General features: G+C 40.4%; 18 protein-coding genes and 1 riboswitch. Of the genes, 2 read left to right on the plus strand and 16 right to left on the minus strand.

Going from position 1 to position 24137, the window contains the following annotated elements:
- Nucleotides 1-9: 9 nt before the first annotated feature.
- Together ACQV1I_RS15165 and ACQV1I_RS15170 are read right to left on the minus strand one after the other, a co-directional pair.
- Nucleotides 10-1452, minus strand: coding sequence for a nicotinate phosphoribosyltransferase (locus ACQV1I_RS15165; protein ID WP_018670605.1), 1443 nt, complete (start codon nucleotides 1450-1452; stop codon nucleotides 10-12).
- A 14-nt stretch (nucleotides 1453-1466) separates the two neighbouring features.
- Nucleotides 1467-2015 carry a cysteine hydrolase family protein gene (locus ACQV1I_RS15170; RefSeq protein WP_018670604.1) on the minus strand — a complete coding sequence of 183 codons (549 nt, stop codon included), beginning with the start codon at nucleotides 2013-2015 and terminating at the stop codon, nucleotides 1467-1469.
- Between the two features lie 261 nt (nucleotides 2016-2276).
- Here ACQV1I_RS15170 and ACQV1I_RS15175 point away from each other — a divergent pair, with 261 nt between their 5' ends.
- Nucleotides 2277-3266 (plus strand): phosphotransferase, encoded by a 990-nt coding sequence (locus tag ACQV1I_RS15175; protein ID WP_094699720.1) that lies wholly within the window; start codon nucleotides 2277-2279, stop codon nucleotides 3264-3266.
- 85 nt (nucleotides 3267-3351) lie between these two features.
- Here the strand turns inward: ACQV1I_RS15175 and dacB are convergent, their stop codons facing one another.
- The 9 genes from dacB to ACQV1I_RS15220 form a co-directional block, all read right to left on the minus strand.
- A complete protein-coding gene (dacB, locus tag ACQV1I_RS15180) occupies nucleotides 3352-6237 on the minus strand; it encodes a D-alanyl-D-alanine carboxypeptidase/D-alanyl-D-alanine endopeptidase (protein ID WP_116334038.1) in 2886 nt (961 codons plus the stop codon).
- A 291-nt stretch (nucleotides 6238-6528) separates the two neighbouring features.
- Nucleotides 6529-7173, minus strand: coding sequence for an NUDIX hydrolase (locus ACQV1I_RS15185; protein ID WP_116334039.1), 645 nt, complete (start codon nucleotides 7171-7173; stop codon nucleotides 6529-6531).
- Nucleotides 7173-7862 carry a metal-dependent hydrolase gene (locus ACQV1I_RS15190; RefSeq protein WP_018670600.1) on the minus strand — a complete coding sequence of 230 codons (690 nt, stop codon included), beginning with the start codon at nucleotides 7860-7862 and terminating at the stop codon, nucleotides 7173-7175. The genes ACQV1I_RS15185 and ACQV1I_RS15190 overlap by 1 nt, the downstream gene beginning before the upstream one ends.
- Before the next feature lie 132 nt (nucleotides 7863-7994).
- Nucleotides 7995-9839, minus strand: a complete 1845-nt coding sequence (locus tag ACQV1I_RS15195; RefSeq protein ID WP_094699717.1) for an LTA synthase family protein — start codon at nucleotides 9837-9839, stop codon at nucleotides 7995-7997.
- Nucleotides 9840-10088: 249 nt separating this feature from the next.
- Nucleotides 10089-11906 carry a SpoIID/LytB domain-containing protein gene (locus tag ACQV1I_RS15200; RefSeq protein ID WP_116334040.1) on the minus strand — a complete coding sequence of 606 codons (1818 nt, stop codon included), beginning with the start codon at nucleotides 11904-11906 and terminating at the stop codon, nucleotides 10089-10091.
- Nucleotides 11907-12288: 382 nt separating this feature from the next.
- The gene (locus ACQV1I_RS15205) at nucleotides 12289-12492 is read right to left on the minus strand and encodes a hypothetical protein (protein ID WP_094699715.1); all 204 of its coding nucleotides are present in this window, start codon (nucleotides 12490-12492) and stop codon (nucleotides 12289-12291) included.
- A 219-nt stretch (nucleotides 12493-12711) separates the two neighbouring features.
- Entirely contained in the window at nucleotides 12712-13686 is a 975-nt protein-coding gene (locus ACQV1I_RS15210) for a PfkB family carbohydrate kinase (protein ID WP_094699714.1), read from the minus strand.
- A gap of 275 nt (nucleotides 13687-13961) precedes the next feature.
- A complete protein-coding gene (locus tag ACQV1I_RS15215; protein WP_094699713.1) occupies nucleotides 13962-14144 on the minus strand; it encodes a hypothetical protein in 183 nt (60 codons plus the stop codon).
- A 67-nt stretch (nucleotides 14145-14211) separates the two neighbouring features.
- The gene (locus ACQV1I_RS15220) at nucleotides 14212-15435 is read right to left on the minus strand and encodes an alanyl-tRNA editing protein (protein ID WP_116334041.1); all 1224 of its coding nucleotides are present in this window, start codon (nucleotides 15433-15435) and stop codon (nucleotides 14212-14214) included.
- Nucleotides 15436-15755: 320 nt separating this feature from the next.
- Between ACQV1I_RS15220 and ACQV1I_RS15225 the strand changes: the two genes are divergently transcribed.
- Nucleotides 15756-17261 carry a class I adenylate-forming enzyme family protein gene (locus ACQV1I_RS15225; RefSeq protein WP_116334042.1) on the plus strand — a complete coding sequence of 502 codons (1506 nt, stop codon included), beginning with the start codon at nucleotides 15756-15758 and terminating at the stop codon, nucleotides 17259-17261.
- Between the two features lie 753 nt (nucleotides 17262-18014).
- On the opposite strand, the gene ACQV1I_RS15230 is transcribed toward ACQV1I_RS15225, so the two are convergent.
- From ACQV1I_RS15230 to ACQV1I_RS15250, 5 genes are all read right to left on the minus strand, one after another.
- Entirely contained in the window at nucleotides 18015-19016 is a 1002-nt protein-coding gene (locus tag ACQV1I_RS15230) for a C40 family peptidase (RefSeq protein WP_116334043.1), read from the minus strand.
- Nucleotides 19013-20104: a mandelate racemase/muconate lactonizing enzyme family protein gene (locus ACQV1I_RS15235; protein ID WP_116334044.1), complete on the minus strand. Its 1092-nt coding sequence runs from the start codon at nucleotides 20102-20104 to the stop codon at nucleotides 19013-19015. Before ACQV1I_RS15235 ends, ACQV1I_RS15230 begins: the two co-directional genes overlap by 4 nt.
- A 102-nt stretch (nucleotides 20105-20206) precedes the next feature.
- Nucleotides 20207-21208: an ABC transporter permease gene (locus ACQV1I_RS15240; RefSeq protein ID WP_094699708.1), complete on the minus strand. Its 1002-nt coding sequence runs from the start codon at nucleotides 21206-21208 to the stop codon at nucleotides 20207-20209.
- Nucleotide 21209: 1 nt separating this feature from the next.
- Nucleotides 21210-22703, minus strand: a complete 1494-nt coding sequence (locus ACQV1I_RS15245) for a sugar ABC transporter ATP-binding protein (RefSeq protein ID WP_116334045.1) — start codon at nucleotides 22701-22703, stop codon at nucleotides 21210-21212.
- A gap of 80 nt (nucleotides 22704-22783) precedes the next feature.
- Nucleotides 22784-23869, minus strand: coding sequence for a sugar ABC transporter substrate-binding protein (locus ACQV1I_RS15250; protein ID WP_236645785.1), 1086 nt, complete (start codon nucleotides 23867-23869; stop codon nucleotides 22784-22786).
- 147 nt (nucleotides 23870-24016) lie between these two features.
- A riboswitch (SAM riboswitch) is annotated at nucleotides 24017-24126 on the minus strand.
- Nucleotides 24127-24137: the final 11 nt, after the last annotated feature.

A 24137-nucleotide genomic window follows, 5' to 3' on the forward strand; every position in this document is an offset into this window, starting at 1 on the left:
TTATCTATTCTATTTTTGTTTATGCTGCGATATAAGATTCATTTTGGTATCCCATACTAATTGACTTAAATCAACTGGGTATCTCTCTGGATTTAATTTACGTAGATACTCATCCCAGAACAGTTGATATTGTTGTTTATGATATTCTTTCGTTTCTTCCAAAGAAGGCGACTGATACATCAAGACTCCATCTGTATAGATCGTTTGTAACAGCTCGATTGCCTCGTAGTTCTCCACGAATTTATGGAGATAAACATGAACGGGATCAAATAGCATAATTCGTGGCAGACCATGAACCTGTTCTTCTGCCATTGCGATATAATCCCCTTCTGCCTTGCCCGTATCCTTGTTAATTACTCGATATACACGCTTATTTCCTGGTGTTGTAATTTTTTCTGGATTTCCCGAGATTTTAATCGTAGGAATGTAGTGATCTTCCTCTTTCTTGGCTACCACCTTATAAACTCCACCTAATGCCGGATTATCCTCCGCCGTAATTAGCTTGGTTCCAACACCCCAGGTATCTACTTGAGCTCCTTGCATTTTTAGGTTAAAAATAACATTCTCATCTAAATCATTGGATGCTATAATCGCTACTTCTGGGAATCCGGCATCGTCTAACATCTTGCGAGCTTTTCTCGATAAATAAGCTATATCCCCACTATCTAACCGAATGCCTTTCAAGCGTTTACCTTCTTTGCGTAGCTTTTCTCCCACCTTGATGGCGTTAGGTACCCCGCTTTTTAATGTATCGTATGTATCAACAAGCAAAACCACATTTTCAGGAAGTGCCTTTGCAAATTTCTCAAACGCTTCCTCCTCTGTAGCATGATCCTGCACCCAAGAATGAGCGTGTGTACCCTTTGTAGGGATTTTAAACAGCATACCAGCCCGCATGTTAGACGTGGCATCAAAACCCGCCAAATAAGCTGCGCGTGCTCCCCAGACGGCTGCATCTGCTTCTTGTGCTCGTCTGGTACCAAACTCTAACAAAGTCTCGTTTGGAGCAATTAAACGAATACGTGCCGCTTTTGTCGCGATTAATATCTGGTAGTTAATAAAGTTTAGGATTGCGGTTTCAATTAATTGTGCTTCAAAAACACGAGCTTCTACCTGTAGCAATGGCTCATTTGGAAAAATGATAGTACCCTCTGCCATACAACGAAGTTGACCTGTAAAACGTAATTTTGCTAGTTCTTCTAAGAAAGCCGGTTCATAATTTTCTTCCTGCTCAGCCAGATACTCCAGCTCTTGTTTCGTAAAGTGTAGATTGTCTATATATTCAATAACCCGTTGTAATCCGGCAAACACAGCAAAGCCATTCCCAAAAGGTAGCTTCCGGAAATAAGCCTCAAAGACACGAATTTGATTGTGCGTACCATTTTTCCAATGAGCATACATCATGTTGATCTGATATTTGTCCGTATGTAACGTCAAATTCTCATAGTTCACAGCTGGCAGCTCCTTTATTTTGACACGACGGTAGCGCCCATCGCATTCTTGAAGTGTTGCAAGGCCCATTCATGCCCTGTAGACGAAAAGCTTTGCACGGCATCCTCATGAATGACCACTTGAAATCCACGATTATACGCATCAACTGCTGTATGAAGTACACAAATATCCGTGCATACACCAGTCAAATGCACTTCCGTGATACCTTTTGCCCGCAGACGAATATCCAAATCGGTTCCTGTAAAAGAACTGTATCTTGTTTTATCCATCCATATCATACGTTCTTTATTTTGTTCATAAATCGTTTGAACACCCCCATAAAGATCGCGGCCATGTGTCCCACGAATGTTATGAGGAGGATATAGTTTTGTCTCAGGATGGTCAGGATCATTCTCCTCATGAAGATCAACGGCCATGATAATCTCATCCCCGTTTTGCAGAAACTCTTCGATTAACGAAAGAATGCGATTCTCAATAGCTTGTCCAGGTGCTCCGCATGTTAGTGCTCCCTCATCCGCGACAAAGTCAACTGTATAATCAATAATAAGTAGTGCACGGTTCATACAGCCACATCTCCTTCCCGAAGGCGGCTCTCCATCTAAATGTGTGCCGCTTTGCTTTCATATGCATCATTGTATGATGAGGACATACCGTTGTCAAACCAAGAAAATAGCACTTTGTAATCCACCAACCGTACTCCAAAACCAAGCATGTAGCTCCATGATTTTTGACGCTCGGTTGGCAAGAATCAAGTGGTACAGGTACACAACTGTTCGTATGTCATAAACTGAAGAGATAACGACTTAGAGGATGTGAGCATTCTCATGAACAAACGTCTTGCGGAAAAAGTGAAAGAACAATATGGATTGACAATACGCTCGAGTAAAAATTTAAGTAGAATCTCATCTGTACATGTAAGTAAAATCATAACCGATCAAGGCATTTATCTCCTCAAAGGAAAGCAAGAGCAGAAGAATCGTATGCGCTACATCCGGGCTGCTCAAGAGCATCTGCATGAAAAAAACATTTTGATCCCACGTGAATACCCAACAGTAAGCGGACAACCATACTTTACATTCGAAAACAAACAATACATTTTACAGGAATGGATTACAGGAAAAAGTCCCACTGCTTCATCCATGGAAAACATTTTAAGGCTGGGCTCACTCATCGGTCGGTTTCATAAACGCTCTTTAGGATTTTCTCCCCCAACTGGCTGTAGAGCCATGGGAGCCTTAGACTGGGAAAATGAATATCAAGCGGATAAAAGACGTATTGATGAGTGGTATAAGAAGCATCTTCGCTCTGAATCTCCTAAAATCAAATGGATTGTACGTTACTGCAAACGTTTTGGATCGCGTGCAGAATGGGCCTATAAAAAGTTACTTGCTTATCCATTTTACCACCAATGGAAATCGTATCCAGATGATCAACATTATTTATGTCATGGGGATTACCATCCTCGAAACACCATGTTTCACAAAAACACTCCTTATCTCATCGATTGGGAAGACATCCGACACGATTTTGTTTCCAAGGACATTTCTCGAATGCACTTTATGATCATGCGTAAACATAAAACGTTTAACGCATCACGCTTCAAGTCTTTTTTACAGGCATATCAACAGGAAAATCCGCTACAGTCACACGAGCTAGGGCTTCTTTATATTGACCTTTCATTCCCCCACATGTTCGAACGTTTTCTACGTAAAGGCTTGTATAAAAAAATGAACACAAAAGAAGTCGCTACATTTGTGAAGAATGAGTGGAAAAAAACACTTTACATGTGCCGAAAAGCCAAGCTCTATTGCTGAGCTTGGCTACTCTCTGTACCTTTCCTTTTTTGCTACGAAAAAGATTCACCTCTATATCACAACCCCTTCAGACCCTCTTTGGCATTTACTCATGATAAGAAGCTAATAATTTCAATACTTTATCCTCCCATTTGCTCATTTGCTCTGGAGAGCTCGTATAACCGTTTAGAATTATCGTCACAGCAAGACGCTCATTCTTTTTTGTAGTAACATAACCGGTAATACTCGATACACCCTGTAATTGGCTACTCAATGCCCGCAGATTTCCCTGAGCATCTGTGCGTTTTAACCTGTTTTTCAGTGTCCCATCCACACCGGCGATGGGTAAGGAGTTGTAAAACAATGGATATTCCTTTTGCCCAGCTAATTTAAGTAAGACATCGTTTAGTTGTCTTGCTGAAAGAAGATTATAACGGGTCACACCTGAAGCATCAAGCATGTCATAATTCGTATTTACACGCCAGGCCTTCAGAATCTCCTGGGTAGCCGCTATCCCCGCTTCAGTCGTTCCCTTTCCCGCTTTCCTTATTCCTATCGTTTTATTGACCATTTCTGCAATCAAATGATCATCATTTTTATTCTGCAAGGTCAGGATATCTTGCAGTGCCAAGGATTGTACCTCTCCTAGCTTCATCGCTTCCTTTGTCACTTGTCCTAAAAGTACTTTACTAGTAGGCGATACCTTGATACCTGCATCCTTCATTTTCTGTAGAAATAGTACTCCCGAATAAATGGCTGGTTCCTCTACCGAGACAAGCTCCTGCTGCTCTTTTGTTCCCATTGGCAATTCTCCAAGCAAACGAAAAACGTTTTTAGCTCGTTCTTTTTTCATAATAAACGTATTATTTGCTCCCTTACCGACTGTGGATGCATCTTGATAGATGACTACATAATTTGTTTTTGGCCACATATCAAAGATAACCGGATCACCTTTTTTCAAGCCAGGCTTATAAGTAAGCTTTACTTTTCCAGCTTCACTTGTGAGAGCGCTTATTTTCGCAAGTTGCTTCTCAGCATCCCACGGCCAGCCCAATCCTACTAACTGACGGTCAAAATAGCTCTGATCAATTAGAATATTACCATTCACCTGTGTAATCCCTTTTTCTGTTAAAAAACCAACTAATTGTTCCAATGTGGGTCCTTGCCCCTCATCATTTTGATGATCTGCACGTAAAGTGGGGTCCCCATAGCCCTTAATAATAATATCCCCCTCTACCACACCACTAGCGTTGGCAGGTTTCGACAGGAGCACTTCTGTTTTAAAAGAATAATTCTCTCCCAATGTTACTAGCGCTCCAATGCTTGATAGCTCCTTGATAATCGTACCTGGTATCAACAAACGATCCGCCTGATGTTCATACAAGGTCACTTTTGATCCTGCTCGATCTAAAGAAGTAACAATCATACTACCATGCACATTGGCTAGAGCTGGATCTTCCCACAACGGGTCAAGCAGTGCACTTAATTCATAAGTCGATTTAGCTGATACTTCATTGGGTATTTCTGGTAGAACAGGGTATTCGGCAAGCACATTCCCAATCGAATCTTGTAGCTGAGTTGCGTACTTCGATTTATAGATTCCATTAATCATAATGGAGAAAGCAAGTTTGTCCCCATTAGTAGCCGTAACATACCCTGATAAGCTGTTTACACCACCCATTGAACCGGTTTTGGCTATCAGATTACTACCTGCTTTGGTCTCTTTCATACGGCTTTTTAATGTACCATCAATACCAGCGATAGGTAAACTAGCTTCAAATGCTTTTTGATACTCTTTCTTTTGCACATAACGGAGAAGAGCTATCATCTGATTTGGTGTGATCAAATCAAGACGAGATAATCCTGATCCATCTACCTGTAAATATGTTCCTGGAAACTTAGCCTCACGTAACACCTCGGTGATTGCCTCTGTACCAGCATGCCAACTACCGCTTCCTTTTTTTACCGCCCCCAATGTCTTGGTTAGCATCTCTGCATAAAAATTATCACTATCTTTATTCAATGCTAGAACGATCTCTGATAAAGGACGAGAATAATGAGTCACGATAGGTGTTCCTTTGACTAAACTAGTTTTTTGAATCGTTTTTTTCCCGATGATCGAAATCCCTTCTGACTGTAGGATAGACTGAAACACATCCCCAACGTACAGGACAGGATCTTCCATGGTAACGTCTTCTTTATAAGGAATGGCATCTCTTCCAATTGTACCTTTTATGATTAATTGGTTATGCCCAATCGTTCGTTCAACAGTGACCTCGCTCTCCTTACTATCCGTTGTGGTGACAGTCGAAATAACCTTTACGTACTCATTTATGGGTGTTATGCTAACAGAAGCTGGCTTCCCTACTTCTTTTGCAGGTGTGATTACTGCCTCCATGCTATTTTTATGTAAAGACAATCCGCTGATTTGTGCGCTATAAGCATACACCTCGTCATCCCACATCCATGCTGGCCCCAGACGTATATCATCGAAATAGCTCTCATCCACATACACCTGACCTTGAATGCCTGTGATCCCTTTTTGTTTCAATTCAGTGGCCATTTTTTGTAAATCCTTTGTTTCTAAAGTTGGATCACCGTAGCCTTTTACTATGAGATTACCTTGAAGTGTTCCATTCTGGCTCACTTTTCCGTCTGTATATATTTCGGTTTTAAACTGATAATCAGCACCTAATTCTTCCAAAGCAGCTGCTGCAATGAACAGCTTCATATTAGATGCTGGAATAAAATTCTTATCTGCCTCATGCTGATATAAGAAGGCTTCTTTATTTAGATTGTATACAGAGATTCCTGCATACATCCCTTTGCTTACATCCTCTTGCGAAAGCTTTTCAAGCAACGAATCTATCTGACGGCCAACCATGCTTGCTTCCATTTTGCCTGCCAAAGCGGTAACAGGTGTAAATACCAGCTGCATAAGAAGCACCACTGTAAGCAGCGAGCACAGCGTAAGACTGTTTTTTCCCTTCATTGCTTTCCTCCTTCTTCTATATAGAGTAAACAAAGCCAAGCATTGCCATGCATGTTAAGTAGGAACCTACAATCACACGAAAGGTACCCTTACTCTTAAATAAGCAAAAACAGGTAAGCCTAGAACTATAAATTCGTAAAATACAATTCATTTACCAGCCCAATTATTCATTTTATATTCATTATTTGTATTTTTCAAAAAATAAAAACTCAAAGAAGACATGATACAGTTAGGACTTCAGTCCCTTATATACCATGTCTCCCTTATTTTTCCGATAAGTTTCGTTGATACTTATTTCTTTGATTGCTTGCGAAAAAATTGTAAAAAATGCATAAGAATGCGTGCAGTTAATCCCCAGATAATGTGACCCTCTGCTTCATAAAAATATTCAGGTAGCTTTCCATGTCTCCACTTATAATTTCGCCCATTCGCAATTAGATGATATGGGAAATCCTCACCTGGTTCAAAACGTAGGTCAATATCAAAACGATCAGGTATGGTGCCCAAAAGGGTTTGTAACGAGACAGCAAAAACTTCCTCCACCTCGTCTGGGTTAGGAGTAAGCTCAGAGATTTTCGTATGCACAAACCCAACATAAGGATAAATTAGTAAGCTCGAAGACAAAACTAAAATATCTAAATCTCCTGCATACATGATCTTACCAGGATCAAGAGCTAGCTCCTCTGAAGTTTCGCGTCTAGCTGCTTCCCATTCATTGTGATCGCTTGGTTCAATATGTCCACCTGGAAAACAAATTTCGCCCGCCTGACTTCTTAACGTGGAAGCACGCTTTTCGAACAAAATAGACCATTCTCCACGTTCATTACGGATCAATGGAACAAGCACCGCTGTTCTGCGAGATTCTTCTTGGCCTAAGATGCCACGCTGACGGGTTGATATTTGTTTAATAACACTTTCTATCTGTCGATCGTCCATTATACCTCCCAGCTTTCTCCCGGTTGCATTACTTTGCCTTGTACTCCCTTTTTCACTAATTCCTTAACAAAAGCATGTCCATCCTGCTTGATTGGAGGGAACGTATCAAAGTGAATGGGTACGACTGTTTTAGCCCTTGTCCACTCCGCAGCAAGTAATGCATCTTCTGGTCCCATTGTAAAATGGTCACCTATTGGCAAGAAGGCAATATCGGGTTGGTGCAGCTCACCAATTAGTCTCATATCACCAAAAAGCCCCGTATCTCCAGCATGATAAAGGGTTTTACCCCCCATATTTATGACGAGTCCAGCCGGCATTCCTGTATAAATAATCTGTTGTTCGTCGTTAAAAACAATGCCTGTACTATGAAAAGCTTGCGTCATTTTTACTGAGCCAAATGGGAGCTGAACTTTTCCCCCAATGTTAAATCCCATGGTTTTGGCACCTTTCCAGCCTAGATAATGGGCTAGCTCTACCATACAAATAATCGTAGCATCGTTTTGTTTGGCAATCTGTACCGCATCACCAATATGATCACCATGTCCATGCGTTAATAAAATATAGTCTACTTTTATATCCTCTGGCTTACTTGTGGCAATAGGATTTCCTGTCAAGAATGGATCAATAATGATGGAATGATGATCATGAGTCAATTGTACACAAGAGTGTCCATGAAATTGAATGCGCATTATAACCCTCTTTTCGTCTGTGTAATATCCATTATTATACACGAAAAAAAGCTAGGCTGTCCTCTTTTGTTAGGTTTATACAACAAAAAGAGCCGTCTTTAAACAACGGCTCTTCAAAAATTATGATCCTGCTTAATCTCGCATTGGTAATTGATTCACGTAAGCATCAGATATAGACAAAAGCTCTAGAATCTCATCATACATTTTTCTGTAAGGTTCCAAGTCAACAACAGCTTCATGTGTTTTGATATTGGTAGCAGAACCGTCTTCAAGGCTCTGACCAGGAATAAACAGAATGTCATCATTAATAAAGGAACCACTTGGCATATAAAAACGTTCTCCCAATACGTTGTGCGTTGTATTGAGTAAGTCCTGACCAAAATAAGTGGTGTTTGAAAGATCAAGTCCAACTAAATTAGCGATAGTTGGCATAATATCAATCTGACCACCCATATTATCCATCGTCTTGCCCGTTATATTGCCTGGAACCTTAACAATCAGTGGTACCGTGAACGCATCCACTTTATCGTAAACATGTCCCGTCAAGCTCTCGATAATCGGTTTCCCATCTTTATCCTGTTCGTCTTGTGTGATGCCATAGTGATCTCCATAGAGAGCAATAACCGTATTATCCCAGAGTCCATTTTGCTTCATTTTCGCAAATAAAGCTCCTAGCTGCTTATCTACATAATGCTGGGCCTGTATATAGTTCCCTACATTTGTCCCTTCCCAAGCTGGTGGTAATGAAAGTGTGATCTTCTCTTGCGGAATAACAAAAGGGTGGTGTCCCGACAAGGTAATGATCTGAGAGTAGAACGGTCGGTTTTGCTTTTGTTGTTCCTCCAAAACCCCTAAGGTTTTATCAAATAAAATCTCGTCAGATGGGCCAAGCCCAACAATATCCTCATATCCAAAGAATTCAGTATCATAATATTTATCAAAACCTAGCCCCGGATACATTACGTCTCGATTCCAAAAATCTGCCTTATTTACGTGGAAAGTCATACTAGTATAGCCTAGTTCCTTTAACATGCGAGGCAAGCTCGGAATTTCTCTTTCCCCAAAAGAAACAGACATCGGTGACGTCCCTACTGGATAAATCGACGTGTTGCTAATAAATTCAGCATCTGAGGTGTTTCCTTGCCCCACCTGTTGGAAAAAGTGTGGGAAATAATAGCTTTCCTTAATCAAAGCGTTTAGATTTGGAGTGATCTCAACACCGTTTATTTTTTTATTAAGCACAAAGTTTTGGAAAGCCTCCATTTGAATAACCATCACATTTTTGCCTTTTGCAGCCCCAAATAATTGCTTCGGCTGCTGTTTTTCACGTTCAGCTTTTAATTGCTTTATACGTGCTGTATACTCCTCATTCCATACAGGAACCTTCTGATCTTTCAAGAAACTATTGACCTGAAAAGTAATTAAACCTTGTTGTTGCGCTTTTTTTGTTTCGTTTTGAATTCCGGCAGTTCGTTCTGCTTTTACCCCCTCTAAAGAGAACAGAACCACCACACAACAAGCTGCTAATAGTAGACGTTTTACCAAAGTCATGTCCAACTGTGCCTGGGCTACCTCTTGTTTTTTCTTTTTCACAGATCGATACCAGAGTAAGAAAATAACTAAATCCAGATAGAGCACAAAGTACTGTGGTTTAATTAACGAAAATACACTAGAAGAAACGTCCTTAACCTGTCCGATTTGCATGAAGGCTTGGTAGGTCATGATTTTTCCATAGTAGGAAAAATACACAACGATAGCCAGCATAAAGCTAGACAATAAAAAGTTAGCAATCGTATACATCAATGTTTTACGCTTATAAAAAAGTAAGGTAAAGATTACGACGATCAACAGAACAGAGCTTGTTTCGGCCCATAGCAAACGAAAAGGGTTGCGGTCATCGTAGATAAAAATTCTAAACCAAAAGAATTTAGATAGGAGTAACAGAGACGTTATCAGAGAATATTTTTTCCAATTCATTTTTTGTAAGCCTCTCTTTTAATCAATTGTCGGCCGGTCCTACCTAGTATGAGGTGTTTCCGACCAAAATATCTTACCATAAACCTTTCAAAGTAGCACCTATACTATCAAGAAATATGTCTGATTGTGAACAATCCAATAATTGTAAACTATTTTTTCTGTGAATGAAACCTTATAAGAAAAGATGACCAAACGGCCATCTTTTCTTAATGACATAATTTACACAAGAATTCAACAAAGTTCTACATTCTAAGATTGATACAGATTTACCAATTGGTGGTTAGGATAGAAGGTTTGGAGAATTTGCTCTACAGGTAGCCCTAGCTTATCAAGTGTCGAGGCACCATACTGGCTCATCCCTACGCCGTGACCATTTCCACCACCATAAATGATGACGTTTTGAAGATTACCTTGTTCATCTCGACTTACTTCAAAGGCAGCAAAGCCAGATGGCAACAGGCTGTAATTCTTCATTGCTTGTTTTGTGTCATATTGAGAAGAATCACCCGAAGCTCGATGAAGAATAACATCTCCACCACCGGTATAGCTCTTAGTAGGACGAAGCAAATAACGTACATTGTAATCCTTTACCACTTTAAAAGTACCATTACTTCCTTCCAGAATTAACTCCTGAATGTTTCCATTCTGACCACGTTTATTAACATAAAGATTATATAGTTCACCTACACCGCTAGCAGGAATAGTTCCCTTCACAAACTCCCCATCACCATGGCTGATAAATACCCCATTTGGATCAGCGGCAGCACGAGCAGCTAGATTCTTGTTAATCGTATTTTGTAGCTCCCCTTTGGATAATTCAACTTTCCAGCGGAAAAATGGAGATTGGGAATCCACACTCACGATTGATAAATCTTTGACAAAAGAAAGCATATCTTCCTCACTTGCAATTGTTACTGGTAAAAATCCTTCTTTCTTTTGAGATTCCATGACAAAGCTCTGTGGAATCAAATAAGGAACACTGCTTCCTGGAAACTGTTGTGTAATCGTATCAGGCCAAATTTCGTGACGTCCTGCCCCCACTCCAGCAGAAGATGAGAAATAACGTGCATCAACTAGCTCATCCTGATACTTCATGATGAGACCTGTTGTTGCCTCTACTGCATTTGTCACGGTCGCATTTTCTGGGGTATTGTTGTAAACCTGACTCATCGTACTATCATCTACATGAAAGCCTTTTGCAGCATAGCGATTGCTATAATAATCGCTTAAGGCATATGTACGTGCCGCGATTGCCTGTGCTTTTAATGCTTCCTCTCCAAAGGATGCTGGCATCTCACTCGGTACTACCTGAAACAAATATTGCTCAAGAGACAATTCGTTAATGATAGATAGCTTACCATGAGATGTGGATGGTTTAATTTCCAGCATACCTCGATATTTAGGTGTTCCTTGCGCCCGCTTGAGACTCAACACCTCTGTCATCCCATCTTTATTATCAGCAGGCACCACATAAAGACGTTCCGACATAGAAACCAGCGTTTGGTTATTAACGCTAACAGTTAGAGTGTTGCCCTGATTCGTGATGTTTACAACTTGATTGGGAGCAACCTCATATTGCTGGTTCGTTTTTTTATCAATAAGGTACAAGCCCTCTGCTGACTTTGCTTGAAATGTAGTGTGATCAAGCGAACCAAAGCCTGTATTGTATAATCCTATGCGCATCCGATCTGCGCGTGTTTCTCCCTCTAGGATCAACTGGTTGACTTGATTTTGCCCATTTACATATACTCTGACATTTTCAGCACCAACACGCACATCTGCCAAAGATTTTGGAACGAGCGAATCGCCAGATAATTGATATACTTGTACATCATTCGCTAATGTAAGTAACCCCGATCGTTCCAATTCAATCGTTTTCTTCGCCGCATCCTTCGTCATGATTTTCTCCGTGAGATACGTTCCTTGATTAATTTGATCCATTGATCGGTATGCATCTGTGTTACTAGCCACAAGCACAGGGGCTTTTAACTGGCTTGCTAAAGCACTCGGTGTGATGGCCGTTGACATGAGCACCACCAATGACAGGATCGAACTTGTTTTTTTCATGTTGTAACTCCTTTCAGTTCCTATACAAGGCCTGTCCCCTTAAAAGGTCTTTATCAGGCAAGCATTTGCTACCCTTTTGTGTTTTTTTTGGATAACTTTCCCTTCTATTATAGACTCAAGACTTAGCAAATAGTTTCACTAAATTTGAAAAAAAATATCAGAAATAGGCTAAAAACCATATGTAATGCATGTATATAATCAAAAATCAGTTTATTTTGTTTAGTATTACTAAAATTTTGAAAACCAAATTCAATTTATTTTTTGGGATTTTTTTACATATCAAATGTCAATACTACTGTTTTTTTAATTTTTTTTACTCCATTTAAAAAGGGTTGTAGTACCAGCAAATACCTCTGCTGAAACCCAACCCTCTGATGAAAAGCTAACTATGCTCATTTTGGGAAGAAAGTGTACTGGCATATAATGAAAATACTTCGCGAATAAACACATCTTTACCAAAAGGTAACTGGGGAAACAAAAAAATTAGTTGACCTACCTGGTTTTTCAAACGATAAGGAATAGAGAAATCATCGAGTATTTTTTTAATTTGACCTCCATCTTGCCAGGTTACTTGATAACCAATCATTGCTTCTACATGCCTCCTAACGCTGTACAAGGCATCGCCTTTTTTGCTAATCAGTATGCCTAATGGATATAAAGGAAATACGACAAGCATAAACTTTATCTTCATGACCCATTGTTAAAAATTAATTATTATGTAAAATAATTTTCTTATCTTGTGACGAATCGTATAAAAAGAAGCTTCAAAAAAAAGAACCAACCACAAGGGTTAGTTCCTTATTTTCTATGCCTGCCCTACTAATTTATGTCGAAAAAGCAAGTCACGCATCTCTTGGTTTTGTTCAATTTTCTCCATCAAATCAGGACAGATGCTCTCTGTAGACTCAATCGTCCATCCTGCGACTCTAGTGCCACATATAACCGCTTCTTGAAGAGTTAAACCTGTAGAGAGTCCCATAACAATACCAGAGAAGTAAGCATCTCCTGCACCGCTACAATCTACTAGATTCACAGAGAATACAGGCTGGTGTCCTCGAGCTCCCGTCTTCTTGTCATAGAATACAGAGCCTTTCTCACCTAACGTAATTACCATTTGTTGTAAACCGGAATGATTCATGTAGTCAGTGAGTACCGCTAATTGATCCGCGGTTTCCATATTGGTAAAATCAATACCGAGAATTTTGTCCGCTTCATAATTATTACAAACAAAACAATCAAATTCATGTAGAAGCTCTGGGTGTTCAAGCACGATTTCCATATTAGCTGGCAAACCATAGATTGGTTTGTTATGCTTTTTGGCTAGGCTCGTGATTAGAGATATGATTTCGTGATTTAAGTCCAACTCAGTAATAATGTGGGAGGAAGCCTGAACGATTTCTTCTCCTCTATCCTTAATCAATTGTTCCATCTGTTTTAAATCTGGCATTTGAGAAATAGAGCCTTGTAATTCCCCAGTCTCATCTAGAATAACCATCCACATTCCCATTCCACCATGTTTGGTATAATGAGAATAATCCGTACTTACATTTGCTGCTTTCAAACGATTCTCAACGTCTGGACCCATACCGGTTGTTTCTAGTACCGATACAAAAGCGGTTGGACAGCCCGCTCTCCCAAGATTTTCAGCAATGTTACGTCCTACTCCGCCATGAACAAATTGGACATTACCTAGATTCCGGTTTTTGGCCTCATATGCTTGAAACGGAAATCCTTTCACATCCATAAAAACTGTTCCTAGAACAGAGAGAAAAAGACTCATAATCACTAGACTCCTGTCTTTGTATTGTTTTATGTCATGATAACCAATCCATATGCGATTTACATTATTGTAATATTACCTTATTCGATAACATTCAACAATAGTTAAATGGCAAAACTGTTCGGCAATACCTGCTTATCGAAGAAAAACATGGTGCTTCTGTATATAGATAAAACGAACGTACTCTATGCTTACCCTTTCAAAAGTAAAAGAGCGAACAAGAAACATTTCGCGTTTCTCCATTCGCTCATGCCAAGCTTTGGTTGTCAAAAATCCTATGAGCCGCCTGTTCTTCTACGTTGATTGTTAGGCTTCTTGTTGTTTTGCGTCTTTAGAACTTTAGTTGATTGATTCCCTTTTTGAAATTCCTTGTCATTTGACTGTTGTTTTTTCTGAGCCAGTCTTTGTTTCATCGCTTCAGCTAGGCTAACTTTTTTTGGAGCTTGTTCCTCTGACATAAATTTACACCTTCTTCATCTAAAACTACTTTCTATTGTATAGCTTTTTTTGAAAGCGTTCAATAACCTATTTTTCTAGCAAGGCATACAATTCTTCTCTTGCATATGTATGAATTTGCTCCAGACTATAAGTAGAAGCTGCACCACCTTGTGCTATGAATATATTACCTCCACCCTTTCCATCGACACGTGGTAGAATACGTTTTACCCAGGTGTTCATTTCAATATGTGCCTCTTTCCCACATGCACAAACAAATTGTTGCTTCGTTCCACCTGTAAGTAAAAGAACAATCGCATTCGTTGCCTGATTCGTTATGAGCTGTGCTAATTTTTGAAGCTCAGACAAGGGACGCTCTTCATACAATTGCGTAATAAACATCCTATCAGGAAGTGGTTCTGCTTTACGAAGTAGCTCGGCTGACTCATAAGAGAGCAACTCTTCTTTTACTTGTAACAGCTCATTAGCTATTGAGCTCTGTTCCGCTTGTAATCGTAATACAGCCTCCTGCAAATCAGCTTCATTCGTTTGTAAAAGACGGCTAACCTGTCTTAGCAAAGCATGCTTACTATGTAATCGCTCTACTGTTCTCTTACCTACTGTAAACTCTAAACGAATATGCCCCTTATGCTTCTCCCACTGCAAAATAAGGATCGGGCCTACTTCACCTGTACGATTTGGATGTGTTCCTCCACAAGGATTGTAGTCAAAGTCCGGAATAATAACCAGACGAATATCTTCCTCAACAGTCGGCTTTTTACGTAACGGATATTTCTCTAGCTCTTCTTCATTTACAAAACGTGCCGTTATATCCCGATTCTCAAGCACGATTTGATTCGCATAGGCTTCCACTTCTTTTGCCATCTCATCGGTTAATTCTTTCATATCCAAATCAATGGTACAGGTTTCTTGACCTAAATGAAAGCTGATGGTAGTCGCCCTATATTCCTCAGCAAATGCTGCGGATAAAATATGTTGCCCCGCATGCTGTTGCATATGATCCAAGCGTCGCTCCCAATCCATTCTCATCTGAATTTGCTTTACATCTGAAACGAGTGGGCTATCTATTTGGTGCCAGATTACTCCCTCTCTCTCTTCAACATCTAGTACCTTTTGTTGCCCTATGTATCCTGTATCGTGTGGCTGGCCTCCACCTGTTGGATAAAAGATGGTTTGGTCAAATGCAACCCAGTTTTTCTGAAATTCATCGGTGACTTGGTGTAAGACGGTTGCTGTACATTCCCGCCAATAAGGATTTTGATAGTAGAGTTTGGTTGTCGCTGAAATTAACATGCTACTCACACCTCCGCCTCTATTATAGAGGGAACAGAGTGAAAAGGGCAAAAGTAGCACCATATCTAGATAGCAAATCTATGAAAAAAGCTTATAGCTATCGATACGCTAGCTATAATCAGTTACAAATCATTTAGTTATGTTATCTTTTTTTGCAGCCTTTTCTAAGCTGCTTTTTATGTACAAAATCATTTACGTAAGGTAAAATTATACATAATAACTAAATATTTAAAATACAATTTTATACATAAACAAGATTAATCTTTTTCAAAAACAGCTCTTACATTCCGGCTGAAAATAATAGGAAATGAGGTTATCTTATGTATTCCTTACAAACAATGCTAAAAATTCGTGCTGAGAAAACACCTAGTTTGGAAGCTCTCGTTGGTGGGTCCACCCGCTATTCATTTCAAACGTATAATGAAAGAGTCAATCAATTGGCACATTATTTATTGGGAATAGGCATACAAAAAGGTGATCGGGTGGCCATCTTGTGTAAAAATAATCACCCTTTTCCTACTATCATGATGGCCGCATTAAAAATTGGGGCAATTGTTGTTCCATTAAATCTTACTTATTCCTCTTATGAGTTAGAAGGTATCATCAAAACATCTGCGCCGAAAATCCTCTTCTATGACCAAGAATTTGCAAAAACACTTCCTGAAAAGGATCTACTCCCCATTTCCATACTAGTTGGTATAGGAATGGATACCTCTGCAACATTTGAAGAAATCTTTATGGGCAACTATCCTGTTACAGAACCCTCTATTACCGTAAGCGAAACCGATACCGCATTTTACTGCTTTACTTCCGGTACCACTGGTAATCCAAAAGCTTGTGAGCTCATCCATCGTAGTTTCTCCGAATCCTTTAGAGAATTTTTTTCCAATTCCACTGCTCATCAAAATGAACGATTCCTTGCCGTCCACCATCTCTATCACCTAAGTTCGATTAATAACATGTTATACAGTATCGTCTCTGGTAATACGCTTGTTTTTTTGCATGATTATGATCCAGTAAAAATTTGGGAAATGATTGATCAAGAGAGCATTACGATGATGATTGCTTTCCCTTATATTTTTACCTATATGCTACATGAATTTAACAAAAGCCAGAGAAAAACGACATCACTTAAAACTGCCAGCACAGGCGGCACAAAAGTCCCCTCTACGTTAATCAAACAATATCACGAACTAGGAATTTCTATGTCAATCACATATGGATGCACAGAAGCAATTGGAATTAGCTTTTATACTCCTGAAATGGGTCTGGAAAAAGCCGAATCTGCTGGAAAGCTCATGCCAAAAGTTGTATGTAAAATTATCCATCCCGAAACAGGTGAGGAGCTTCCTATCGGAGAAATTGGAGAAATCGTTGTGAAAAGCCCCTATGTATTTAAGGGTTATTGGAATAATCCTGACGCCACAAATAAGGTGTTGAGAGAAGATTGGCTACATACTGGCGATAGCGGCAAATTAGATGAGGAAGGATTCCTATATATTATGGGAAGATATAAGGATGTCATTGTGTCTGGTGGAAGGAATGTATATCCCGATCAGGTAGAAGATGTTATTATGCAATTACCTCAGGTTTTAGAAGCGGCAGTAATTGCTGTCCCAGATGAAATTTTGGGTGAAATCCCGTGTGCCTATATAGTGAAAGAAACAGGAAGTAGCCTATCGCAGGATAACGTTATCGAATACTGCAAACAAAGACTCGCTCTTTATAAAATTCCTCAAATTAGATTCACGGATGCACTGCCTAAGAATAGCTTAGGAAAAGTGCTTAAACAAAGCTTACGAGAACAAGCACTTGTCATGGAATAAAAATCGCTGTGGATGCCTTTACGTATGTAAAAAACTTGGAAACATGGAGAGACTACTCTTCTGGTTCCAAGTTTTTCTTTTTTTCAGGTTAAGCGAGCTTCCTATGCTTTTTTACTTTCATAAATTTACTAATCCAGAGTTCTTTTGACGACAAACGCTGTTATGAGCGGCTTTTTTAACAGAAACGGATTTTCTCAAAGGAGAGCTTTTCAAGCTTTAGGGCAAACTAATGAATACATTGTTACAAAAATGTGTTAAAATTGTGTTATTATAAGTAAGACACAAAAATTTCACTTGTTTTCTTTCAGTACTTTTACTTATAGAGGGAGGTTCCTATATGTTCACACTCCTAATTACCATCTTTATTGTAGCCATTGGAGGCGGTTTCTTTTTGTTTGGTCCAAAAAGAAGCTCGTAAAACACACCACCTACGCTTCGCTACCGAAATTCAGCTCGTACCTTTAATCATAATCCCATCCTTTTTGAAGATGTTAGGATTTCTTTCGAAAACGTTATGTATACTCGTAAGGACTGTACACTGAAATCATTTTTTTAATCCTATGACTTATGATCCGAAACTGCTACTCTTCGAAGTGCAGTTTTTTGCCCTTCTCCTTTTAAAAGCATATGCACTACATTTATAAACCTGCATCCTCAAATGATCGTACATAAGTGAAAACAGCCCATCATACCGCTTCCTAGTGGTATGATGGGCTGTTTCATCTGTTTATGATGTACTAGCGCTGTTTAGGATTACTTATCGTCATGAATAGAAACAGGTTTTGTTACATGCCAGTAGCGACGGGCAATACATAGTTCTGGCTCATAATCAGAGTGTCCTATAATCTCTAGCTCTTCTACACACCGTCCTGTCTTAGGAGCATGAAGCATACGTGTACCTCCCAGGGAGATGGCTACATGATGAATAGTACCCTTTCCTTGTTCATAGGCAAAAAACAACAGGTCTCCAGGTTGTACCTCTTCAAGCGGTATCTCCAGACCAAATTTTGCCTGATTGGAAGCATCACGAGGAATTATTTTGCCAAATGCTTTATGCATGGAATAAGCAAATCCTGAACAATCATAGCCAAATGAAGAGGCTCCAGCCCACAGATAGGGCAACCCTAGAAATTGCCTACCTGCTTGCACAATGAGTTCTCCTGACACATCGCCCTTCTCATCACGTGTACGAATAGACACATCTGACTTTTTCAGCCACCGCTCTCCGATTGGTGTTTGTACTCGAACCCACATATCTTCTTGTTCGACTACAGGCAGTGCAGTCAGATAGCTCAATTCTAGCTCTATTGCTTTCTGCTGGAGCATACCTTCTCCACTAACGTCTTTGTTAGGACCTTCCTTTTCAACATGCAAGCACGCCTTGCTCGCTTGTACGATCGCAATTAGCTCGTCTGGTGTAGATATTGGCCAATTAACAAGAGCCAATTGAGTACGAGGCATCCATCCAGGATACCCTTTTTTATTTTTGAGAGTAGGCTGGTCACTGACGAGCACTTTTACCCAATCTCCAGCCTCTTCCTCTACTTGAACAATTGTTCCAAACAATACCTGCGTCTGTGTTTTGTTTGCTTCACAAAGTTCCAGCCGCTCGTGATAGCCAAGAACCTTCAACCACTCAAGGAGCTGAGCAGGATTTTGTAATGCAGGCTGGTCTAACTCACGTGGTGATTCAGGAGATGTCCAAAGGGTTGCTACATTTACACTAACAACATACTGCTGTTTACTTGTACTCATGTGTGTTCTACCTCCAACACATCAGTAATACCTAATCCAGGCGCATCGGTTAGCTTCATGAATCGCCCCTCATACACGACGCCACCTTTTACTGTATCATGCCGCAACATTAATGGGGCATCAAAGTCAAAGCGGGTAATATTCTTTTTACTTGCGGCAAAATGAGCAGCTGCAGTGATTCCCAAACGAGTCTCAATCATGCTTCCTACCATGCACTCTACGCCACATAACTCGGCCAATTGGTTAATTTGTTGAGCTTTATAAATACCGCCAGCTTTCATTAATTTAATATTGATTAAATCTGCAGCACGTTTTGTTACTACTTCATAGGCTTGCTCTGGACCAAATACACTTTCATCAGCCATGATTGGCGTATCCACATGGTCCGTAACCATCTTTAGACCTTCAATATCATATGCTTTAACCGGCTGTTCCACTAATTCAATAGCCAATCCCATCTCTTCCATCTTGCGAATGGAGCGGATCGCTTCCTTGACTCCCCAGCCCTGATTAGCATCCAATCTAATTTTGACCTGATTGCCTACACGGTTACGAATTTCCTGAATACGCAGGATATCATATTCAATATTATCTTTGCCTACTTTAATTTTTAGCGTATCAAAGCCAGCCTGCAAATAGGAAACGGCGTCCTCTCCCATCTCCTGAGGAGAGTTTACACTAACCGTATAATCGGTTTCCATACTGCTTCGGAAGCCTCCTAAAAACTGATACAACGGCATTTTGGCTTTTTGCGCTACTAGATCATAAATAGCCATATCAACTGCTGCTTTTGCACTATTATTGCCCACAATGCAACGATGGAGTGTTTGAAAAATATCTTCATAGTTAGACAGAGATTTTCCGACTAATTGTGGACGAATGACATGCAGAATAGCCCCCTCAATGCTATCAAGACTATCACCAGTGATGACCACAGTGGCAGGAGCTTCCCCAAAACCATACCATCCAGTATCGGTCGTCACTTTTACAATGATCGATTCTGAAGTAATTACCGTTCTCAAGGCTGTTTTAAAAGGTTTAATCAGCGGCACAAATTGACGTCTGATCTCTATGTCAGTAATATTCATGAGGAACCTCCAGTTGTTGGAATTATGGAATACTTCAGTAAATGACACGTTAAAATAATAACCGTAGTATACCAAAATTATCTGGGTTCGCCCATTCCATCCTTACCTGGAACGATGTCTCAACTGATAGTAAGTAGCTGACAATGCCAAAATAAGCACAGTACCCTTTACAATATCATGTGCATAGTAAGGCAAATTGAGCATGGTCAAAGCATTCAAAAGTACACCAATCAGAACAGCCCCTACAAAAGTACCCCCGACATTTGGTTTACCAGCCCCTAACACAGAATAGCCGACAAATGCTGCCGCGACCGCATCCATTAACAAAGGAGCGCCTCCATCTACCTGTCCGGTCCCGATACGCGCCGTCATCAAAACTCCTGCCAAACCACAAAAGAGTCCTGATAGCAAATAGGCTAGAACACGGTAGCGATCAACTGGAACCCCTGATAGGCGAGCCGCCTCCCGATTACCCCCAACCGCATAGAGCAAACGTCCGTAACGCGTATAATGAAGAAAGACATACACCAGAACTACTGCTACAATCATGATAATAACAGAGATGGGAACGTTCGCTATCGTCCCTTGTCCAATTTTCAAAAAGGATGGAGATATAGCTCCTGGTGCTGTTGTCTGATCTGGCATGACCATTTTGGAAGTAATCGAGTACCCTTTCGTGTATACCAGATGAATTCCTTTCACAATGTAGAGAGCAGCTAAAGTTGCTAACAAATCAGGAATTCTGACTTTCACCACAAGAAAAGCATTACATAGCCCAATAAGACCTCCTACTACTATCGGTACCAAAACAGCTAGCCACATGCTTTGTTCAAACCAGACCATTATGGAGGCTGACACGACAGAAGCTAGTGATACGATAGATCCAACTGACATATCAAAGCCATTGACAATAAGAGTAAACGTGACTCCAATAGCCACCAGCGTAACGATAGAGATTGAATTTAAGATGCCAGTAATGTTGTTAAACGTGAAAAAATACTCATTTATGATACTAAACAAAACGATGATGAACGCAATAAAACCTAATGTTCCATATCGAAAAAGAAGATGCAAAAGCTTTTCTTTACCTGTTCCTTGTGCCATACTACTGTCCTCCGCTCGCGTAATACATGATGGTTTCCTCTGTTGCTTGTGACCGGCTTAGTTCTTTAACGAAGGCTCCGTCGTACATCACCAAAATACGATCTGCAATCCCTACCAGCTCCTCGAACTCACATGAAAGGTACACAATCCCCTTTCCCTTTTTAGCTAAATTACCGATGATTCTATAAATTTCTGATTTGGCTCCTACGTCAACACCCTTCGTCGGCTCATCAAGCACAAAGATATCGGCTTCAGTCGCCAGCCATTTGCCAATCACTACTTTTTGCTGATTTCCTCCACTTAATGAACCAATGGGCATCTGTGGGCTAGCCACCTTAATCTGTAATGTCTGAATCAAGCCTTTCACAGCTTCATTAACTAACAGAGAACGTATGAAACCGAATCGACTATATTTATGAAGTGTAGACATTGTTAAATTAACAGCTACGGATTCTTCTGTAACAATGCCTTCCCTCCGACGCTCTTCGGGAACCAAGACAATCCCCTCATCAACAGCGGCTTTTGGCGATGTACATTTCACCTTTTGCCCTCTTTTGTACACTTCTCCTGAGGTCAGTGGGTCAGCTCCAAATAAAACTCGCGCTAATTCAGACTTCCCTGCACCAACTAGGCCTGCAATCCCTACAATTTCACCCTCATGAACTGTAAAGGAAAGGTTACGTACACGTGGTCCAGCCTGTAAATTTCTACATTCAAGCAACCGTTCTCCAATATTAACCTGCTCTTTCGGATATTCCTGAGACAGTGCTTTTCCTAGCATACTTGTAATTACTTCTTGTGGATTGGTCTCACTTGCTTGCTTACACATAACCAGCTTCCCATCTCGTAACACCGTAACTCGATCACTAATCTCAAAGACTTCTGGCATTCTGTGGGAGATAAATACGATTCCAATCCCTTGTTCACGTAATTGTTTAATGATCTGGAATAACTGCACTGTTTCTGCTTGACTTAAAGGTGCTGTTGGCTCATCTAAAATAATAATTTTAGCTTTTTGTACAATTGCCTTGGCTAAAAGAACCAACTGCTTTTCCGATAAAGTTAATTCCTCAACCTTTTTTTGTACGGGCAAATCAAGTCCTAATCGCTTGAGTGCCTGTGTTGCTTTTTCTTCCAGGCTTCGCCAGTTGATAAAAGGAGAGCGTCCCCCTTCAATAAATTCTTCCAGCAAAATATTCTCTGCCACACTTCCATATCCGATGAGTGCTGTATCCACTTCCTGATATACACACTCGATACCATGAGCCTTGGCGTCTTGTGGCTGTGTCAGGCTAACTTCTTTTCCATCTATGAAAATCTGGCCATCGTCTAGCGTATAAGCACCTGTCATAATTTTCATCAACGTACTCTTGCCAGCTCCATTTGCCCCCAGCAAAGCATGAATTTCACCTGGCTTCACATCAAAATCCACGTCGCATAAAGCTGGAACAGAGCGAAATGCTTTTTTGATCCCTTTCATCTCTAATGCTGTCAATGTGCTCTCCCCTTCCATGCGCGGATTTTACAAGGGGTCTGGCAACTTTTTTGCCAAACCCCTTTCACCCCTGCTCTTTCTTATTGACCTTGCGTGCTAGTTCCCCATTCCTTCACGTACTTGTTCAAATCAGTCATTTTCACAGGCTCCTTAGGCAATTGTTCACGTGTAATTAGCACAGGGTTCAAGCTTACCTTATCTGGTACCTGCTCACCTTTCAGCTTCTTAAACAAGTATCGCGCTTGTACCCGCCCAATATCAGAAGGGTCTACAGCTGCCGTTGCAACCCAAGGTGAATTCTGATCTTGAATCATCTGTAAATCTTCATCGCTCATATCTATGCCATATACCTTAATTTCATTGCGACCAGCTTGCTGTATAGCACGTGTTGCGCCTTTTGCAAATTCATCCCAAGCAGTCCAAACCGCTGTGATATCTCCCTTGTTTGGATGCTGCTTCAAAATCGCTTCCATTTGTGCTTGTGTATCCAAAGCTGTATTTGCAGACGCTGAGCCGAATGCAGCAATCTCTTTAAAGCCTGGATTTTTGTCCATAAATGCCTTATAAGCGATTTGACGACGTTCCATTGGAGTAAAACCAGCTACCCATATCTTTACAATATTTCCTTTGCCACCTGTGTCTTGTGACATTTGGTTTAATGTTTGTTCAGCCAATTTGATATCATCCTGCTCTACTACCGTCACCCCTGGAATATCTAATCCTGTATCAAACGCTACAATCGGAGTTTTTTGGGCCACGGCCTTTTGAACTCCTGGTGTCAAACTATCTGCACGCCCATGGTCTAACAGAATCCCATCAAATTGTTGGGTAACAGCTGCGTCTAAATGTGAAGCCATTTTGGCAAGATCATTATCCCCACTTAAAACCGTCAGTTCTCCACCTAGCTTCTCTACCTCTTCCTTCACACCTGAAATATATTGAGACGAAAACGATCCAATATTAAATTGCACCACTAACGCAATTCGTTTTTTCTTATCTGCTGTAGCATGAGCCCCTTTTGCTTCACTACTTGATGCTGTCACGTTATCGGATGATGTTGCTTTTGATGTAGAGGTTGTAGTTGTACTACAACCACTTAGTACACTCCCTAATAATAAGAATATTGCGAATAAATAGACGGGTGTTTTGTTGATTAGACCCTTCATAATGCTTCTCCCCTTTGGTGTCATATATCTGCTGTTTGTGAAAACATGTACAATGTACATTGATTCATTCAAAGCTGGGTACTACTCGATATAAAAAAGCCCCTTTTCCTAAGAAAAGAGGCTTGTGTATATGAAAACCCACTACGCCTCTTATCTCTCAGGTTTCCCTGCAGGAGGTAGCACCTTGATGTCTTGTAAACAGACATTAGGTTGCCGGGCGTCATCGGGCCAGTCCCTCAGCCAACTCTTGATAAGAGAGTATTTTAAA

It is taken from the genome of Brevibacillus sp. JB24b, from assembly GCF_051713385.1.
Classification (GTDB): Bacteria; Bacillota; Bacilli; order Brevibacillales; family Brevibacillaceae; genus Brevibacillus_B; species Brevibacillus_B laterosporus.

Bases quoted from the DNA above. Each gene is read 5' to 3' on its own strand.
- ACQV1I_RS15210 (WP_094699714.1), bottom strand. From the start codon at position 13,686: ATGAGTCTTTTTCTCTCTGTTCTAGGAACAGTTTTTATGGATGTGAAA.
- ACQV1I_RS15235 (WP_116334044.1), bottom strand. From the start codon at position 20,104: ATGAATATTACTGACATAGAGATCAGACGTCAATTTGTGCCGCTGATT.
- ACQV1I_RS15240 (WP_094699708.1), bottom strand. From the start codon at position 21,208: ATGGCACAAGGAACAGGTAAAGAAAAGCTTTTGCATCTTCTTTTTCGA.
- ACQV1I_RS15215 (WP_094699713.1), bottom strand. From the start codon at position 14,144: ATGTCAGAGGAACAAGCTCCAAAAAAAGTTAGCCTAGCTGAAGCGATG.
- ACQV1I_RS15200 (WP_116334040.1), bottom strand. From the start codon at position 11,906: ATGAAAAAAACAAGTTCGATCCTGTCATTGGTGGTGCTCATGTCAACG.
- ACQV1I_RS15230 (WP_116334043.1), bottom strand. From the start codon at position 19,016: ATGAGTACAAGTAAACAGCAGTATGTTGTTAGTGTAAATGTAGCAACC.
- ACQV1I_RS15205 (WP_094699715.1), bottom strand. From the start codon at position 12,492: ATGATTGGTTATCAAGTAACCTGGCAAGATGGAGGTCAAATTAAAAAA.
- ACQV1I_RS15250 (WP_236645785.1), bottom strand. From the start codon at position 23,869: ATGAAGGGTCTAATCAACAAAACACCCGTCTATTTATTCGCAATATTC.
- ACQV1I_RS15175 (WP_094699720.1), top strand. From the start codon at position 2,277: ATGAACAAACGTCTTGCGGAAAAAGTGAAAGAACAATATGGATTGACA.
- ACQV1I_RS15195 (WP_094699717.1), bottom strand. From the start codon at position 9,839: ATGAATTGGAAAAAATATTCTCTGATAACGTCTCTGTTACTCCTATCT.
- dacB (WP_116334038.1), bottom strand. From the start codon at position 6,237: ATGAAGGGAAAAAACAGTCTTACGCTGTGCTCGCTGCTTACAGTGGTG.
- ACQV1I_RS15170 (WP_018670604.1), bottom strand. From the start codon at position 2,015: ATGAACCGTGCACTACTTATTATTGATTATACAGTTGACTTTGTCGCG.
- ACQV1I_RS15225 (WP_116334042.1), top strand. From the start codon at position 15,756: ATGTATTCCTTACAAACAATGCTAAAAATTCGTGCTGAGAAAACACCT.
- ACQV1I_RS15185 (WP_116334039.1), bottom strand. From the start codon at position 7,173: ATGGACGATCGACAGATAGAAAGTGTTATTAAACAAATATCAACCCGT.
- ACQV1I_RS15220 (WP_116334041.1), bottom strand. From the start codon at position 15,435: ATGTTAATTTCAGCGACAACCAAACTCTACTATCAAAATCCTTATTGG.
- ACQV1I_RS15190 (WP_018670600.1), bottom strand. From the start codon at position 7,862: ATGCGCATTCAATTTCATGGACACTCTTGTGTACAATTGACTCATGAT.